Source organism: Spongiibacter marinus (genome assembly GCF_016906995.1).
In the GTDB taxonomy this organism is placed as follows: Bacteria; Pseudomonadota; Gammaproteobacteria; order Pseudomonadales; family Spongiibacteraceae; genus Spongiibacter; species Spongiibacter marinus.
The window spans coordinates 201,865-217,404 of sequence record NZ_JAFBBD010000002.1; the positions used below are offsets into that span (position 1 = coordinate 201,865).

A 15,540-nucleotide genomic window follows, 5' to 3' on the forward strand; every position below is an offset into this window, starting at 1 on the left:
TCTATTGTGGCAAGGTAGGCTCAACGCGAGGTGCTGCGGTGAGCCATTACTACAACAACGTGGAGAATGTGTGTATGTCGGAATCCAAGCCCTATGTCCCCCCCAAAGTCTGGACATGGAACAGTGAAAGTGGCGGCAAGTTTGCCAATATTAACCGGCCGATCTCCGGTGCGACGCACGAAAAAGCCCTGCCCAGCGGCAACCACGATTTGCAGCTTTACTCGCTGGCAACCCCCAATGGCGTGAAAGTGACGGTGATGCTCGAAGAGCTACTTGAGCTGGGTATCAGTAAGGCTGAATACAACGCCTATCTGGTGAATATTATGGAGGGCGACCAGTTCTCCAGTGGCTTTGTCGACATCAACCCCAACTCAAAAATACCGGCCTTATTGGACCGCGGCACAACGCCGCCAACGCGGGTGTTTGAATCCGGCGCGATCCTGCTTTACCTCGCTGAAAAGTTTGACGCTTTCTACCCGAAAGATGTGGCGACGCGCGCCGAGTGTCAGTCCTGGTTGATGTGGCAAATGGGCAGTGCGCCTTTCCTGGGTGGTGGCTTTGGTCACTTCTACGCCTATGCTCCGGAGAAACTGGAATACCCCATTGAACGCTACACCATGGAGGTGAAGCGCCAGTTGGATGTGCTGGATAAGCGTCTGGCTGAGAATACCTACCTGTGCGGCGACGAGTACACGATTGCTGATATTGCCACCTTCCCGTGGTACGGCGCCCTGGTGCTGGGCCACCTCTACGATGCGGCAGAGTTTCTCGATGTCACCTCATATACCCATGTTGTGCGTTGGGCCGAGCAAATTTCTGAGCGCCCGGCGGTGCAGCGCGGTCGCCGCGTAAACCGCGTGTGGGGGCCGGAGGAGGAGCAAATGGCAGAACGTCACAGCGCCGTGGATTTCGACTAGCGCTTATCGCTCCCCGACAACTGCCTTTGAATGAAGGCATCTACCGCGCTTGTGTAGTCGTTTGCCTGGCCCAGGCGCGCATTGATTCCCGTGTGTGTATATGGCTGAGGGCTGACCTCAGCGTGGCTGCCGGCCGCCTCTGCTGCGGTAGCGAAACGCTGCGCGGCGGGGCAGGCATTGTCGCGACGCTGGGAGCAGATCAGCAAAAAGTCGCTGGCGTTAGGCTGTAATTGGCGAAGCGGTGACAGGCGCTGCCAATGCTTGGGCTCATCGCCAAAAGCGGCGTCGTAGAGTTTGGCATGCGGTGCGCCCATTAGCGTTTCCAGGTCGACGGCGGCGCTGTCGAGGACGATGGTCGCTCGCCACGGCGTGGCGCCAGCGGCATAGGCAATATCGGGGCGTGCGGCGAGTAAAGCGGCAAGATGGCCGCCGGCAGAATGCCCTATCAATATCAGGCGTTCGGCGTCGCCGCCCAATTGACCAACGGTGGTTTGCAAGTGAGCGAGGGCGCGGGCGATATCGTCGCGCTGAACGCCTGGGTCGGCATCCGGCAAAAGCCGGTAGTTGATCGACGCAAAAATAAAGCCCTTTGATGACCAGTGAGCCAGCTTGTGCTTAACCACGGCGCGGTGACGTTTGTCGCCGAAACGCCACGCGCCGCCGTGCACCATTGCGATCACTGGTGCGCCCTGAGTCACACTGGGCAAATAGATATCCATGCGCTGACGAGGGTGGTCGCCGTAGGGTAGGTCTGGCAGCCAATGTAAACCATCGCGGTAGGCTTGCGGGCTTGGTGTTGGCGGTTCAGCAAGCGCGCTGAGTGCGGCCATCAGGGCGATCATGAAAGCGGCAAGGCCGCGCGATACATAGCGCATAGCAACTCCCTTGCTTACGTTTTGGCTGCGTTAGCTTCCTATGATCATCCTTGAATACCTGCCGAGCAAGCGTTTTAACATTGCGCTGGCGCCCAGGGTCAATGCCGCACTGCCCACCATGACCAAGAGCCCCCCGGCGAACATCCAGCCGCTGTGCAGATGCGCTCGCAGTGGCTCGACGAGCAGTTGTGCCAGTAAAAAGATAAATACTAAGTGCAAGAAGTAAATCGCGAACGCGTAGTCGCCCAGCGTGTGCAGCAGCTTTGGTAACCCGCCCTCCAGGCAGAGGAAGGTATGCAGAATCAGCGCGGTGATCGCCAGTTTTTGTATGTAGAACAGGCTTTCGGTGTACGACAGCCAGCTACTGCTTTTATAGCCGTTGGCATAGAGAGCGAATAGTGCCGCCGAGCTTGCCAATACCAGTAAGAGTAGATTGAGAGTGTTGCGGGTGATGGCAGCCTGAACGGCTTCATAGTGTTGGCCCATCAACATACCGCAGAGGTAGGCACCGCTAAAATAGACAATCGTCTGCACACTGACTGAATTTGCCATGCCCGTGCGCGAGATAAACAAAGGCAGAATAACCAGCGCTACGGCCAGCCAGCGACGTTGTGGGTGTTGGATAAGTGCGTCCAATACCGGCGTCATCACAAACAGCACGGCAAGCACCGGGATATACCAAAACTGGGGCAGTGTTTGCCCGAGTAGCAAGCCGCGTAGCAGGGCGGTGGCGTAGTCGGTGGGCAAGCCGTTGTCGGCAGCGTAGCCAACATACCAATCCCACAGCGCCGTTAAAAAGAACACGCTCAAAACGGCATACGGCAGGATGACATTCTTAAGCTTGGCGCGGTAAAAGTTTGCCCAGGGTCGGCCGCGCAACACTTTGGTAAACAACAGGCCCGATATCACCGCAAAATACAGCGTGGCATCGTGGAAAACGGTCTGGATCAATGAATACAGTGGCCGCATGCTGTCGGCCATTTCGTAGCCCCCAACCCGGAACATTAGCGATGTCCAGGCGTGGGCGCCGATCACATTCAAAATGGCGAAACCGCGAAAAGCGTGCAGATGGGCGATATGGTGCTGAGATGTTGTTTGAGAAGTCACTGGGCCAGCCTGGAAAATAGAGGCGGCAATACTAAGAGTTGCCTCGCGCTGTGTAAGTGACCGAGTAGACAATTTAGTGCAGTAGCGGTGGGCGCTTGTCGTCGCGCTGGGCAAGTTGTGCGTTAGCACACGTTGTTAATGGTGATCCAAAGGGGCGGATTTCGCATAAGAGTAGTTGCTTTTCATGATCCTGCTTCTTGCCCCTCCCCCAGGGGCTTTTTTTCGGGGTTAAATATCAATGCCTCGCCGCCGCCCCGCCCAACAACCGTGTCAGCTTTGCGAAAGGCAGGTAGCGCTGACCTTTCATCATTTGATCCCTCGAAAACTCCACCGTCGGCCACGCTTTTACAAGCGCTTTAACCGCAATGAATTAAACACCGGGGTATGGCTTTGTCGCCCATGCCACAGCGGTATCCACCAGCTTTATGATGAGCTGACCCTAGGGCAACGGTTTTCAAGCATAGAGGCCTTGCGTGATGATGAAGCGATAGCCAGGCATGTGAGGTGGGTGGCCAAGCAGCGTGCCGGTTCGTGACACGCTGCCTGGAGAGACGCCTTAGAAGCGGTAGCGCAGCGCCGCCCCGACCGTTTGAAAATCGAAGTCGTCGTCGCTGCCCCGTGCGTTGGTGCCCCCGGAGGCGGCATTGCCAAAGGCGTTGAAGGCGCCGTTATTCTGCCCCAGTAAGTCCTGCTCGCCGCTGAATTTGGTGGAGAAGTCAGCATCGCCGAGGTCGACATATTGATATTCGAAGGTGAGCGACAGCGGCCCGTTAAGCTTCACTTCAATGCCAATACCAACGTGGTAACCAATATTGCGGTCGTCCTTGCCGTTGTCACCACGAAAAGCGCCGGAGTTACCCTGCCAGCTGTAATCGACGTCGCCATAGGACGCGCCCAAGCGGAAGAAGGGCAGAATAGGCAGCTCGCTGGCATAACCGATGTTGAACGAGGCATGGGTGAGTAGGTCGATTTCCCGGCGCTCGACATAGCTGGCGGGCGTGGCCGAGAAGGCGCTTTGATCCTGCGATAAATCGGCCGAGGAAAGGCTGAATTCGGCGCCATAGACCCAGCGATCTTGCTGGAATTTATAGCCGATCGCCGCGCCCAGTAAGCTGCCTGCGTTAAATTCCCCGTTGAAGTTATCGCCAAAGGCGCCGTCTATTGCGGCGCGGTTGTCGCTGCCATCTGCGCGGCGAAATTCCAACTCACCATTGTCGCCTGGATTAAAACCCGCGCCTGCGCGTAGGTCGGTGTAGAGTCCCTGCCAGTTTTCAACGGCAAGTACAGATCCGCTCGCCGCCATCATCGACAGCAGCGCAAATGTGGTTCTTTTCATAAATCCCCCAAACTATCTTGTTATTTACAGCGCAAAATACTGTTACGTATGTCGTAGCGAGGCGGATTTGGGGCTGTTTTCCGTGTTTTTTCTGCAAGCACTCGGGGGGAACTTTTCGCCGCCTACCGTGCCTTGGGAGGCAGTGTTGGCTGGCAAAGGCGACATGCCTGGTCCGCGTTGCCGCCACCGGATTCAACATAGCGCACGCGATGGGTGGCGTTGCCGCGGTTACTGGAAAATTGGAAACGCCGCTCACGGGGGCGTTGCCCGGTGTCTTCGCTGCATGTAGGGGCCGGTGTGTGGGGTTTCATCGCGGCTATCGCTCCGTTGGGTATGAGATGCAGTTTATCAGTCTGAAACAGGGCGGTGCAGCCCAGGCGCACGGTGGGCAATGCTGTCGTCGTTGCGGGGTAGATTCGTCGTGGATACACATTGCGGGCAATTTTATGCGCCACGTATAGTGCGCTGGCATCGTTAACAATAGCTAAAAAAGGATGAATCATGTCACCGGAATCCTGCAACGGCTGGCGTATTGCCCGCTATCTCGACAACACCCTGGCTGGCGACGAGCTGCGCTGGGTGAGCGAGCCGTTACCCGAGTTGGGGGAGGGACAGCTTCTGCTGGAAACCTGCCTATTGTCGCTCGATGCATCCAATTTACTGTGGCTTAGCGAGAAGCGCGATTACCTGCCGCAGTTGCAGGTGGGCGAATTGATGCGCGGTAATGTGATCGCAAAAGTGGTCGCGTCGCGCCACCCCGACTTCGCGCTTGGTGATTATGTGATGAGTCTGCAGTCGTGGGCCGATTACAAGGTGGTAAGCGGTGATGAGCTGCTTAACGACGGCTTTACGCTGAGGTTTTCTCCCCACACTGATATTCCATTGGATGCCTACATGGGAACGCTGGGGCTCACTGCCTGGTCTGCGCATATTGGCTTGATGACGGTCGGCCGTTTGCAAGCGGGGCAGCGGGTGCTGATTAGCGGGGCGGCGGGTGCTACTGGGTTAATGGCTGCGCAATTGGCCAAGGCTGCCGGAGCTCAGGTGTTTGGTATCGCTGGTGGCAGCCGTAAATGTGAATTCCTCACCGAGCAGCTGGGCTTGGACGGCGCCGTTGATTATCGGGCAAGTCGCGATTTGACCGCCGACATTCGCGAAATGATCCCCGACGGCGTGGAGCTGTTTTTCGACAATGTCGGTGGCGAAATCCTTGATGCCGTGCTGCCCACCATGACTATCGGCGGCTGTATTGTTGCCTCGGGTAGTGTGTCGCAATACGGCAAGCAGGACAGCTACGGCGTGAAGAATTTACCGCTGGTGACGCTGCACCGCTTGCGCATGGAAGGCTTTTTAATTCTGGACCACATGGCTGAGGTGCCTGCTATATTGCGGCAGCTTGAGCAGTGGTTTCTGGCTGGAAAACTGGTAAACCAAAATCAGCTTTTCCACGGTTTGGAAAATGCGCCCAAAGCCCTAGCGACGCTGGCAGAGGGCGGAAATACCGGCAAGCTGGCAGTCTACGTAGGCAAGTATTCACATACCCCTTAGTTAACAGCAGATGGCGGTGTTAATACGAGCGTATTTCTCAATGCTCTGAGTTTGGTCAAATTACGTACAGCAGGCATTCACTGGCAAAGGAGTGTGACATGTTACGTATGGCCATCCTCGGACTTTCAATGACGATTCTTTCAGCTTGCACCACGGCGCGTGACGCGCTCCCGGCACCGTCTTCGCTCGATCTTCAGCGCTTTATGGGAGACTGGTATGTGATCGGCTTTATTCCGCTGTTCCCCGAGCGCGATGCTCACAACGGGATAGAGAGCTACCAGCTTAAGGACGACGGCGGTATCGCCGTGGCTTACCATTTTCGCGATGGCAGTTTCGATGCCCCGCTCAAAACGTATCGCCCTTCGGCAACCGTGGTGGAGGGAACGGCGAACACCCAGTGGAAGATGCAATTCCTTTGGCCGTTCAAGGCAGACTATCGGGTGGCCTATATCTCTGAGGATTACTCAGAAACCATTATCGGGCGCGAGAAGCGCGACTACGTGTGGCTGATGGCGCGCTCACCACAGCTGTCGGAGACGCGTTATCAGGAGCTGCTGGTGCGCATCGCCGAGATGGGCTACGACCTCAGCGAATTTAAGCGTCAGCCGCAACGCTGGCCAGAGGCGCAGCCGCGGCCGCCTGCTTTCCCGAAATAGTGCCGCACTCCACCCGCTATTGCGGAGAGGGCTGACGGGGGACGGGGTGACTGTGGTAGGGCTGAATGGCAACCGGCAAGGCGCTCATACGGGGAATGCCTGAGATGCGGTCGTAGTCATCATCCGTGCTGATCAATGCCGAGGTGTTGCTGCCCTCACGGAACAAAATATCCTTCTGTTCAGGAACATTCGCCTTTTCAGAAAGCGCCCCGTCACCGTAGGCATGGGCCATCGATAGTACGCCGGGTTTCAGCGTTTTATCGGCGTTGGCAATGCCAACAATCGCCCCATGCGCCGAGCGAATCTCAATGTAATCGCCATCATCGAGGCCGAGTGCGGCGAGATCATCCGGGTGCAAGTAGGCTGGATTGTACGGGCGTTTGGTTTTCACCAAGCGTGGCAGATCCCGCAGCGATGAGTTGTAGGCGTTTTTCATTCGGCGCGACACCAACGTAAACGGAAAGCGGTCATCGCGCGGCCTGGCCGCCACTGCGGCGTCAAGTTCGTCCATCATATCGGGGTTGCCAATATCCAGTCTGGCTGTGCAGTCGGGGCGCTTGGCGGCGGCGACAATCTTCTCGGGGAACAGCGCGCCGTTCGGGTGGTTTTTCACTTCATCCAAGGGAATGCGAGAGCGGTTGCACAACAGCGCCAGCATGTCGTCGCTGGTAGGTTTGTTGTCCATATCCAGCATCACAAAGTCGCGCTCCTCTCGCACCGTCGCCGTGCGCGATTGCATTGGGAAGCTGAATAGCCCAATGCCTAAACGCTGGGCCAGGCCGTAATAAAACTCCCACTCCTCGATTAAGTCGGAGCCCTCGGGTGTGTCCATCAAAGCCGGGGCATACATGCCGAAGGGCTCACAAAGCCCCCAGTGGTAAGAGAAGTTTTCCAGGTGCTCGACGGCGAGCGAAATGGTCGGCACTTCGTAGCTGACTTTCGGGGCGATAATGTAGTCGGCCAGTTTGGCGGTGGCTGACATTTTGATATCCACGTGAACCAGCAGCTCGAGCTTTTTCATCGCCGCCACGGTTTTCTGCTGGTCGGGCCAGGCCGCCACGGGGTTGCCGCTGTTGACGATAAGCGCCTTCACCTGGCCTTCGCCTTCCAGCAAAATCTCGTCTGCTAATGCCGCGGTGGGCATGCCTGCCGCGCTCTGCGAAAGGCCGCGCACGCGCAATGCTTCGCCAACATTGTGATAGGGGGCGGGGTCGGCCGCTTCGGCAATGGGTGTTGCCCGCGGCAGCAGTACACCGGGGTTGGCGACGGGCTCGCCCTCGCGCACGAAGCGGCCGCACAAGGTGTTCAGGCACAGCAGTAAATATTCGGTCAGCGAGCTGTGGCCGGACATATTGGCGCCGGTTAGGCCCGTGGCGACGCCGCGCTTAGCCATAGCAAATACCCGCGCAGCCTCAACAATTTGCTCAGCGGGAACGTCGGCGCGGGCAGCCGCATGCTCTGGGGTGTAGGGGGCAACGGCATTTTTCAGCTCGGTAAAGCCTTTCACGTTTTCAGTAACAAAGGCGTCGTCGTATAACTGCTCTTTGATGATGACATGCAGCATTGCCGCCAGCACCGCGACATCTTCGCCGGGCGTTGGGCGCAGGTGAATTTGTGCGCGCGCGGCGGTTTCGGTTTTACGCGGGTCGACCACGATGAGCGTCATGCCATCTTTGATCTTGTCGGTGAGGCGTCGCGCGGGGTTTTGGCTGGGCACGCCGCCGGCAATCGTCACCATGGGGTTGCCGCCAAGCATCAGCCAAACATCGGAGTCGGCAAAGGCCTGGGGGCCGGCTTTCCAGTGGCCGAGCATGGCGTTGGCAATATCTTTGCCTGGCTGGTCAATGGTGGCGCTGGCAAAAATCATCGGTGATCCCAGCGAGGCCACCAGTGAGCCAAGCAATGTACCGGCGGCAGGGTAGGGGCCGGAGTAAGTGCCGAAATAAGCGGCCAGTGCGCGAGGGCCGTGTTGGTCGACGATGGCCTGCAATTTTTCGGCAATCTCATCCATTGCCTGTTCAATCGCGATGGGCTCAAAGCGGCCATCGGGCATGCGTTTCAGTGAGTGGAGCAAGCGGTCGGGGTGGCGAATATGCTCCACCGAGGCCTGGCCGCGACTGCAGCAAAACCCGTGATAGGTGGGGCTGGCCTTGTTGCCAGTCACCTTAACGGGCAGGCCGTCTTCCATTTCCACAATGACCGGACAGGCGGCATGGCACATTCGGCAAATTGAGGCATGTTGGCTGCGCGAGGACATCGTCGACTCCCAAAAAGGCTAGAGGTGTGGAGCGTGGCTGGACTATAGAAATGCACATGGTATAAATCAAATTATTAAATTTTATAAAAGATATAAAAATGAACGATATCTTGAAGGCCGACTTGAATGCCCTGAAGGTACTGGATGTGCTTCTGGATGAGTGCAGTGTTTCACAGGCGGCAAAGCGATTGCATGTCACCCAGCCGAGCGTCAGCTACACACTGCAAAAACTGCGCGATTTGTTCGACGATCCCTTGTTTGTGCGCAACCCTCGGGGGTTAACGCCAACCTCCCGTGCTGAGTCATTGCGCCCTGCCATCAAACAGTTGCTCAGCGATGCTCAGCAGTTGATTGCACCGCCGGTGTTTGTCCCCGAGGAAGCTGAATTCACATTGTCGGTCTCCGCGAATGACTACCTGCAAATCGCCCTGATAGTGCCACTGGTTCAGCGGATTCGCGCCCTCGCGCCAAAGGTAAAAGTTGCCCTGTTCGATCTGGACAGCAAGGCGGCTGCCGAGCGCGTTCGCGGCGGCGAGCTGGATCTGATGTTGAGTTTTCCGCAGGCCCTGCCGGCCGACTTTTCCAGCGAAGAGCTTTTTACCGACCCTTACATCGCAGCGGCAAGGCAGGGGCACCCGCTGGCAGACCAGCAAGCCTCCGCAGAGTCGTTTTTGGGTTATGACCATGTCATTGTTTCGCCCACGGGGTTTGCTTTTGAGGGAGGCTTGTTCCGCGACCTGCATCACTCGCCGTTACTCGACAAAGTGGCGGTTACGCTGCCCAATTTTGCGGTGTTGCCGAGTTTGCTGGCGGCTAGCGATCTCATCGCGATGATCCCGCGCCGGCTGCTGTCGGTAATGTCTGGCCCGCTGAGTGAGGTAAAGATTGCGGCAACGATGCCGTCGATCACCGTCGCTGCAGCGTGGCATCCGCGTCTGGACCATGATCTCGCCCACCGCTGGGTGCGTAATCTGTTGCGTGCAGAGGCGCTGCTGGCCTGAGGGTCAGCCCGGAATGTTATTTCGCTGTCATATAACTATGCTAAAACCTATAGGGCTGTCATCTCGGTGTCACACGGCCGCCATTTTTCAGCGCTGGGCGCTGCGGCCGAGTAATAGAAAATACAAGTAATAGAAAATTAGAGGGGAAGGTTGGATGAATCCATTACTAAAAGAAGCGGAGCGCAAGGGCTGGTCGCGGCGACTATTTCTGCGCAACCTGTTGTTCTCGGCAGGCAGTGTTGCCACGGCAAGCTGGTTGACCGCCTGTGGTGGCAGTTCGTCCAGTTCCAGCAGCAATGGTAGTGCGACATTCTCCAGTAAATTTCGCAACATTGGCCCTCTGCAAGAGCCCAATGACGACGGCATTCGCCTGCCCTTGGGGTTCACCTCCCGTCAGTTGGCGGTATTTGGCGAGCCGCCGGTACCCAGTGTTGACCCGCTGTTCTTCTGGCATTCAGACCCCGACGGCGGCGGCACCTTCAGAACCGACGACGGTGGTTGGATCTATGTTAGTAACTCCGAAGCGCGCGACCTGACAACGATCCGTGACCAGGACCCGACTGGTGAATTCCGACGCAATCTAGACCGCGATACCGCCGCGTTCTTGCCACCATTTTTCGGCGGCGGGGTCAGTGCCTTGCGCTTTGATGCGGCGGGTAATCTTGTCGATGCCTACCCCTGCCAGCGCGGTACCACCACGAATTGCTCTGGCGGCGCCACCCCCTGGGGAACCTGGATTAACGGCGAGGAAATCTGGGACGGTAAGATGTTTGAGTGCAGTCCGCTTCGCGACGGCGGCGAGGCGGTTGAGCTGCCGTGCTTCGGCCGCAAAGCACACGAAATGGTGGCGGTTGATGCCGAGCGCCGAGCGATTTACCACACCGAAGATATCGACACCGAAACCGACCGCTTCTACCGCACCGCCTGGACGAGCAGCAGCTGGCCGGTAGCCAATGAACGCCCTGACATGGCTGCCGGGAAACTGCAGGTGCTGTATGTGCCTGCCGGCATTGATGCCGCGCGTGCTGGCCCGACGCCGATTGTATGGAACGATGCCATTGACGACGGCCGCGCTCAGCCTGCCACGGTGGGTGAGGTCGACGCCACGATCTTTGGTGGCAATGAAGGCGTTTGGTACCTCAATGGCTTTATCTTTTTTTCCACGAAGAGTGACGACAATATCTGGGCCATTGATATTGACGGCGAAACCATCGAGAGCATCTACGCCCCTCGCGATGACGTGGCAGGCTCCCCCTTCGACAATGCCGAAGAGCCGCTGACGGGGGTGGACAATATTGCCATGACGCTGGACGGTGAAATGCTGGTGGTGGAAGACGGCGGTTTTATGCGCTGCATGGTGCTGTTGCCGGACCGAACCACCATTCCGCTGTTACAGCTTCCCGGCAACCCTAGCCTTACCGAGGTGACCGGCATTGCCATTGCCCCTACTGGGGACCGCTTATACGTATCCGGGCAGCGCAGCCGTCCTTTAGGCTTGTTGCCGCCGGAATTGGAACCCGGCTCGCCCATTCCAACCCGCGTGGCAGGTGTTACCTATGAAATTCAAATGCCGTTCAAAGTGAGAGTGGATCGTCCGCTGGCGAAGGCATTGAGCTAGTCGGTGGTGAATAAACTTGGCGCAGACATTTCTATGGTCTGCGTCGGTTTTCATCTTCGCTGTTCAAATGGCTCTGAAAATGCTGTCGTTCACCAGTTTCAAAGCGCCCTCCATACGCGCCTCGATGGGGAAGGCGTCTTCAATATTCCAGCTGATAATGAGGGAGATAAAAACGCCTACCAATACATCCATATAGGTTTCGAAGTTATTGTCGTCGACTAACTTACCGTCTTCTTTAGCTGTCGTCAGAATGGCTCTAATGTTGTCTTGAAAATGATTGCGCTGCTGATTACGCATGTCGCGATGGCTACCTGAAATAAAATAATAATTGATGAGTTCGCGGTAAGTCTGATTCACCGGCACAAAGGCTTGCGCCATCCCCATTAAGGCATGTTCTATCTGAAGTCTGGGCTCGTCACTGACGGCTAATGCCTCTGCGAAAAAGACGTCGCCAATCGTGGCGGCTTCCGTCGCCAAGTGGATCATGAGCTCATCTTTGTTCTTAAAGTGATTGAAAAAGGTTTTGTGAGCTACGCCTGATGCTTTGACAATATCGACGACGCTTGTATTGGCAATGCCCTGCTTCTCAAAGAGCTTTAAAGCGCTTGAGGTGATCTTGTCGCGAGACTGCTTTTTGCGATTCTCGATTCGCTGAATTTGCTTTTCTGTTAACGCCAAGACGCCTTCCCTTACATATCTTTAATTTTACAACTTTACCATAGCAAACTAAGTTGCACACATGTGTAACTCAGTTGGCGGCGAGGGGCTGTTATGGAATCTGTAGAAAAACTCGACCTGGAGACCGGCTATCGCCGCGCAAAAGACAGTGTTCGGATCAGGCATATACCGGGGAGCTATGGCTTGCCGCTTGTGGGAAGAGGCATAAGGGGTTTTGTGGACTTCCCTGGTTTAATCAAAGAGCACTACGAAAAGTGGGGAGAAGTGTCGCGCATACAGTTTGGCGACCAAAAAGGCCTGCTGCTATTGGGGGCAGATGATATCCAGCGGGTGTTTTTAGATAGGGATCAGAATTGGTCTACCGAAATGGGGTACCAAAAAACGATGCGCCACTTCTATGATGGTGGCGTACTCGCGTATGACTTCGATGTGCATAAAATGCAGCGGCGCATTCTGCAAACATGCTTCAAAACGGAGTCGATGAGGGCTTACGCGCAAAAGATTAATGAGCTGGTAAAGCTGTTTATAGACGGCTGGAACGACGACAAACCGCTGGAATTTTATCCAGAGATCAAAGAAATACTGCTGCGTATAGGTGCTGAAATATTCATCGGTGTTGATGATGTCGGCGAGGAGTATCAGAAGCTCAACGACGCGTTCTTAAACATCCAGGCTGGTTTTAACGACCCGGTAAAAAAGAATATTCCGGGTACCCCCTTCTACAAGGCAAAAAAAGGGGTGGCTTACCTGAGGGATTACTTTACCAGCTTGATACCGGCAAGGCGGCATAGCGACAAGAGCGACATGCTTACACTAATGAGCAAAGAGTGTAAGGAAGATGGCACGCCCTTTAGCGATGAAGAAATCAGTGATCATGCCGCATTTATATTATTTGCTGCCCACGATACCGCGACAAGCGTACTGAATCATCTGGTGTATTACTATGCGGCTAATCAACACTGGCAGGAAAGGGCGCGAAAGCAGAGTCTTGCGCTCGACAAATCGCTACTCGATTTTGATAGCCTGGAGGCTATGAGCGATGTTGAGAATGGCTTCTATGAGTGTATGCGCTTGCATCCACCCATTCCGATACTGATTCGTCGCAGTATTCGGCCGACCCAGTTAGGTGGTTACGAGGTTCCTGCGCATACGCCGGTGATGATGGCAGCGATTCACAACCACTACTCAGAGAAATATTGGTCCAGCCCAACAACTTTTGACCCGGACCGATTTTCCAGCGAGAGGAATGAAAAAAAATCTCACCCCTTTGCCTATTTCCCGTTCGGTGGCGGTGCGCATAAGTGTATAGGTATGCATTTTGGCGTCATGCTGGGAAAGATATTCATGCATCACATGTTGCTGAATTTCACTTTTGAATTGCCGAAAAATTTCGAAGTGAAGTTTCAGTTTGTTCCGCTACCAAAGCCAGAAAAGCTCCCGCTTATTCTGAGTAGAAGGGCTAACTAGGTCTGGCAGCTAGCTAGCACGGGAATTTAGGGCGTTTCAAACTGTACCGACTGGAAGGTGTCGAGAATGGGGTTTGCCACCTCTTTCATAAAGCGCTGGTGGCTGGGGTGAGTAACATAGGTTTTTAAGTCCGCCTCCGAGTGAAATTCACCCACCAACGCGTAGTCGGCATTACCGCGATACAGCTTTGCATCGGGGCCAAAGTGGTAGGAGACGATCTCTGGAATATCTTCTGGAAGTCGGGCTAGCCCCTGGCTAACGGCGTCTATTTCAGTTTTCGTGGTTTCGGGCTTCCACGTGAGTAGTACGATGTGTTTAATCATTTTAATCCCGTAGACATAGTGGATGTTGTGTTTGGGCGTCTGTGTGGCCGCTGCAGACCCATTCGCGATGGTGGTTAAGTAATATTGTTGGACTCCGACCATATTCGCAGATCGTCCAAAATTTTCAGCGCACTGCGGCCGAAGTCTGTCAGCGCATAATTGACGGCGATCGGGCGCTCGCTGATCACGGTACGCGTCACCATATTGCGCGCTTCAAGCTCTTTCAGGCGTTGATCTATCATCTTCTTACTTGCCCCGCCGAGCATTCGTACCAGGTCATTAAACCGTACTGGACCGTCTTTTAGGTGATAAATAATAGAGCCAGTCCATTTTCCACCAATCACCCTCATGCCGCGCTCAATCGAGCAGGGCTCCAGGCAGGCATCACTGGCGGTTCGGCGGCCTCGTTCGTCAACGTTCACCCGTGCTTTCATTGTGTGCTTTCCCCGTTCTTCGCCCAACTGTACCCGTTGGGCTGATGCAAAGGTAACCAAAAGGTAACTGGTTGTTTTTGGTAACCACTGTCGATATCGTCCTCTCATTGCTTGGCTTAATCAAGTCCTGACCTGACTGGAGGGTTTCATGAGTAATATTCTGATTATCAATGGGCATCAGCCCTATGACTTCGCAAAGGGCGAGTTAAACGCGGCTTTCGTTGGCGCCGCTGCAGCCTACTTTGGCGAGCGCGGCGACGCCGTGCGCCAGACGGTTGTTGCCGATGGCTACAATGTTGACGAGGAGGTGGCTAACCATCAGTGGGCAGATGTTGTACTGATGCAATTCCCCGCGAACTGGATGGGGGTACCCTGGTCTTTCAAAAAGTACATGGACGAGGTGTATACCGCAGGCATGGATGGGCGACTGTGCGAAGGGGACGGCCGCAGCGCCGCTGATCCCAAGCGCAACTATGGCACTGGGGGAGTGTTGGCGAATACACGCTACATGTTGTCGGTGACGTTCAATGCGCCAAAAGAGGCCTTCGACGATCCCGCTGAGCCATTTTTTAGCGGCATGAGTGTCGATGATTTACTCGCGCCGGTTCATTTAAATATGAAATTTTTTGCCGCGACGCCGCTGCCTACTTTCTCTGCGCACGATGTGATGAAGGCGCCTGATATCGACAGTGACTTTACGCGTTTTCAACGCCACCTCGCCACTCACCTTTAATGGTTTTACCTGGGAGATGCCATTATGACAACGCCTAAACTCGAAGCGGGTATGCCTTTTCCGAGCATACACGTTATCGCCGAAGATCAAACGACTCGCGATATTACTACGCCACAGAATGGGTGTGACTGGATGATGATTGTCGTCTATCGCGGCAAGCATTGCCCTCTGTGTACGCGGTACTTGAACAGTCTGGAGGAGGTCAGAGAGACGCTCAAAAATAGTGGGGTAGATATTGCCGCGGTGTCCGCCGACAGCCCTGAGCAGCTGGCAGCGCACAAAGCCGAACTCAAGGTTAACTTCCCCCTGTACACCGGCTTGTCTGTTGAGCAAATGCAGGCCCTGGGCCTGTATATTTCTGACCCGCGATCAGCGCAGGAAACCGACCATCCCTTTGCGGAGCCCGGTATATTCGTTATCAATGCTGAGGGCCAGCTACATGTGGTGGATATCTCAAATAACCCCTTTGTTCGCCCAGAGATAAGCACCTTGGTATCCGGTTTGCGTTGGATACGAGACCCGGACAACAACTATCCGGTAAGAGGTAAGCGAGCCTATCAGTGATACGGTTGAGCAAACGCTAACTGAAA

16 protein-coding genes are annotated in these 15,540 nt (G+C 55.4%); 8 read left to right on the forward strand and 8 right to left on the reverse strand.

Going from position 1 to position 15,540, the window contains the following annotated elements; genetic code table 11:
• Positions 1-74: 74 nt before the first annotated feature.
• Positions 75-917 carry a glutathione-dependent disulfide-bond oxidoreductase gene (yghU, locus tag HNR64_RS03495; RefSeq protein ID WP_204995361.1) on the forward strand — a complete coding sequence of 281 codons (843 nt, stop codon included), beginning with the start codon at positions 75-77 and terminating at the stop codon, positions 915-917.
• Here yghU and HNR64_RS03500 read toward each other — a convergent pair.
• From HNR64_RS03500 to HNR64_RS03515, 4 genes are all read right to left on the reverse strand, one after another.
• Entirely contained in the window at positions 914-1,792 is an 879-nt protein-coding gene (locus tag HNR64_RS03500) for an alpha/beta hydrolase (protein WP_204995163.1), read from the reverse strand. The genes yghU and HNR64_RS03500 overlap by 4 nt on opposite strands.
• Before the next feature lie 30 nt (positions 1,793-1,822).
• Positions 1,823-2,899, reverse strand: a complete 1,077-nt coding sequence (locus HNR64_RS03505; protein WP_204995164.1) for an acyltransferase family protein — start codon at positions 2,897-2,899, stop codon at positions 1,823-1,825.
• A gap of 556 nt (positions 2,900-3,455) precedes the next feature.
• Positions 3,456-4,235 (reverse strand): outer membrane protein, encoded by a 780-nt coding sequence (locus HNR64_RS03510; RefSeq protein WP_204995165.1) that lies wholly within the window; start codon positions 4,233-4,235, stop codon positions 3,456-3,458.
• Positions 4,236-4,357: 122 nt separating this feature from the next.
• Positions 4,358-4,738, reverse strand: coding sequence for a hypothetical protein (locus tag HNR64_RS03515; protein WP_204995166.1), 381 nt, complete (start codon positions 4,736-4,738; stop codon positions 4,358-4,360).
• Between HNR64_RS03515 and HNR64_RS03520 the strand changes: the two genes are divergently transcribed.
• Positions 4,737-5,783 carry an MDR family NADP-dependent oxidoreductase gene (locus HNR64_RS03520; protein ID WP_204995167.1) on the forward strand — a complete coding sequence of 349 codons (1,047 nt, stop codon included), beginning with the start codon at positions 4,737-4,739 and terminating at the stop codon, positions 5,781-5,783. The genes HNR64_RS03515 and HNR64_RS03520 overlap by 2 nt on opposite strands.
• A gap of 98 nt (positions 5,784-5,881) precedes the next feature.
• Positions 5,882-6,439 carry a lipocalin family protein gene (locus tag HNR64_RS03525; RefSeq protein WP_204995168.1) on the forward strand — a complete coding sequence of 186 codons (558 nt, stop codon included), beginning with the start codon at positions 5,882-5,884 and terminating at the stop codon, positions 6,437-6,439.
• A 16-nt stretch (positions 6,440-6,455) separates the two neighbouring features.
• Here the strand turns inward: HNR64_RS03525 and HNR64_RS03530 are convergent, their stop codons facing one another.
• Positions 6,456-8,696 (reverse strand): molybdopterin-containing oxidoreductase family protein, encoded by a 2,241-nt coding sequence (locus HNR64_RS03530; RefSeq protein WP_204995169.1) that lies wholly within the window; start codon positions 8,694-8,696, stop codon positions 6,456-6,458.
• Between the two features lie 98 nt (positions 8,697-8,794).
• On the opposite strand from HNR64_RS03530, the gene HNR64_RS03535 reads away from it, so the two are divergent.
• Together HNR64_RS03535 and HNR64_RS03540 are read left to right on the forward strand one after the other, a co-directional pair.
• A complete protein-coding gene (locus tag HNR64_RS03535; RefSeq protein WP_204995170.1) occupies positions 8,795-9,697 on the forward strand; it encodes a LysR family transcriptional regulator in 903 nt (300 codons plus the stop codon).
• Positions 9,698-9,851: 154 nt separating this feature from the next.
• On the forward strand, positions 9,852-11,315 hold the full coding sequence (locus HNR64_RS03540) for an alkaline phosphatase PhoX (protein ID WP_204995171.1): 1,464 nt from the start codon (positions 9,852-9,854) through the stop codon (positions 11,313-11,315).
• 63 nt (positions 11,316-11,378) lie between these two features.
• On the opposite strand, the gene HNR64_RS03545 is transcribed toward HNR64_RS03540, so the two are convergent.
• Positions 11,379-11,993: a TetR/AcrR family transcriptional regulator gene (locus HNR64_RS03545; protein WP_204995172.1), complete on the reverse strand. Its 615-nt coding sequence runs from the start codon at positions 11,991-11,993 to the stop codon at positions 11,379-11,381.
• A gap of 93 nt (positions 11,994-12,086) precedes the next feature.
• On the opposite strand from HNR64_RS03545, the gene HNR64_RS03550 reads away from it, so the two are divergent.
• Entirely contained in the window at positions 12,087-13,460 is a 1,374-nt protein-coding gene (locus HNR64_RS03550; protein WP_204995173.1) for a cytochrome P450, read from the forward strand.
• Between the two features lie 26 nt (positions 13,461-13,486).
• Here the strand turns inward: HNR64_RS03550 and HNR64_RS03555 are convergent, their stop codons facing one another.
• Positions 13,487-13,783 carry a Dabb family protein gene (locus tag HNR64_RS03555; protein WP_204995174.1) on the reverse strand — a complete coding sequence of 99 codons (297 nt, stop codon included), beginning with the start codon at positions 13,781-13,783 and terminating at the stop codon, positions 13,487-13,489.
• A 74-nt stretch (positions 13,784-13,857) separates the two neighbouring features.
• A complete protein-coding gene (locus HNR64_RS03560) occupies positions 13,858-14,217 on the reverse strand; it encodes a winged helix-turn-helix transcriptional regulator (protein WP_204995175.1) in 360 nt (119 codons plus the stop codon).
• Positions 14,218-14,365: 148 nt separating this feature from the next.
• Here HNR64_RS03560 and HNR64_RS03565 point away from each other — a divergent pair, with 148 nt between their 5' ends.
• Together HNR64_RS03565 and HNR64_RS03570 are read left to right on the forward strand one after the other, a co-directional pair.
• Complete coding sequence (locus HNR64_RS03565) at positions 14,366-14,950, forward strand: NAD(P)H-dependent oxidoreductase (protein WP_204995176.1); 585 nt, start codon at positions 14,366-14,368, stop codon at positions 14,948-14,950.
• Positions 14,951-14,974: 24 nt separating this feature from the next.
• A complete protein-coding gene (locus HNR64_RS03570) occupies positions 14,975-15,514 on the forward strand; it encodes a redoxin domain-containing protein (RefSeq protein WP_204995177.1) in 540 nt (179 codons plus the stop codon).
• Positions 15,515-15,540 lie beyond the last annotated feature (26 nt).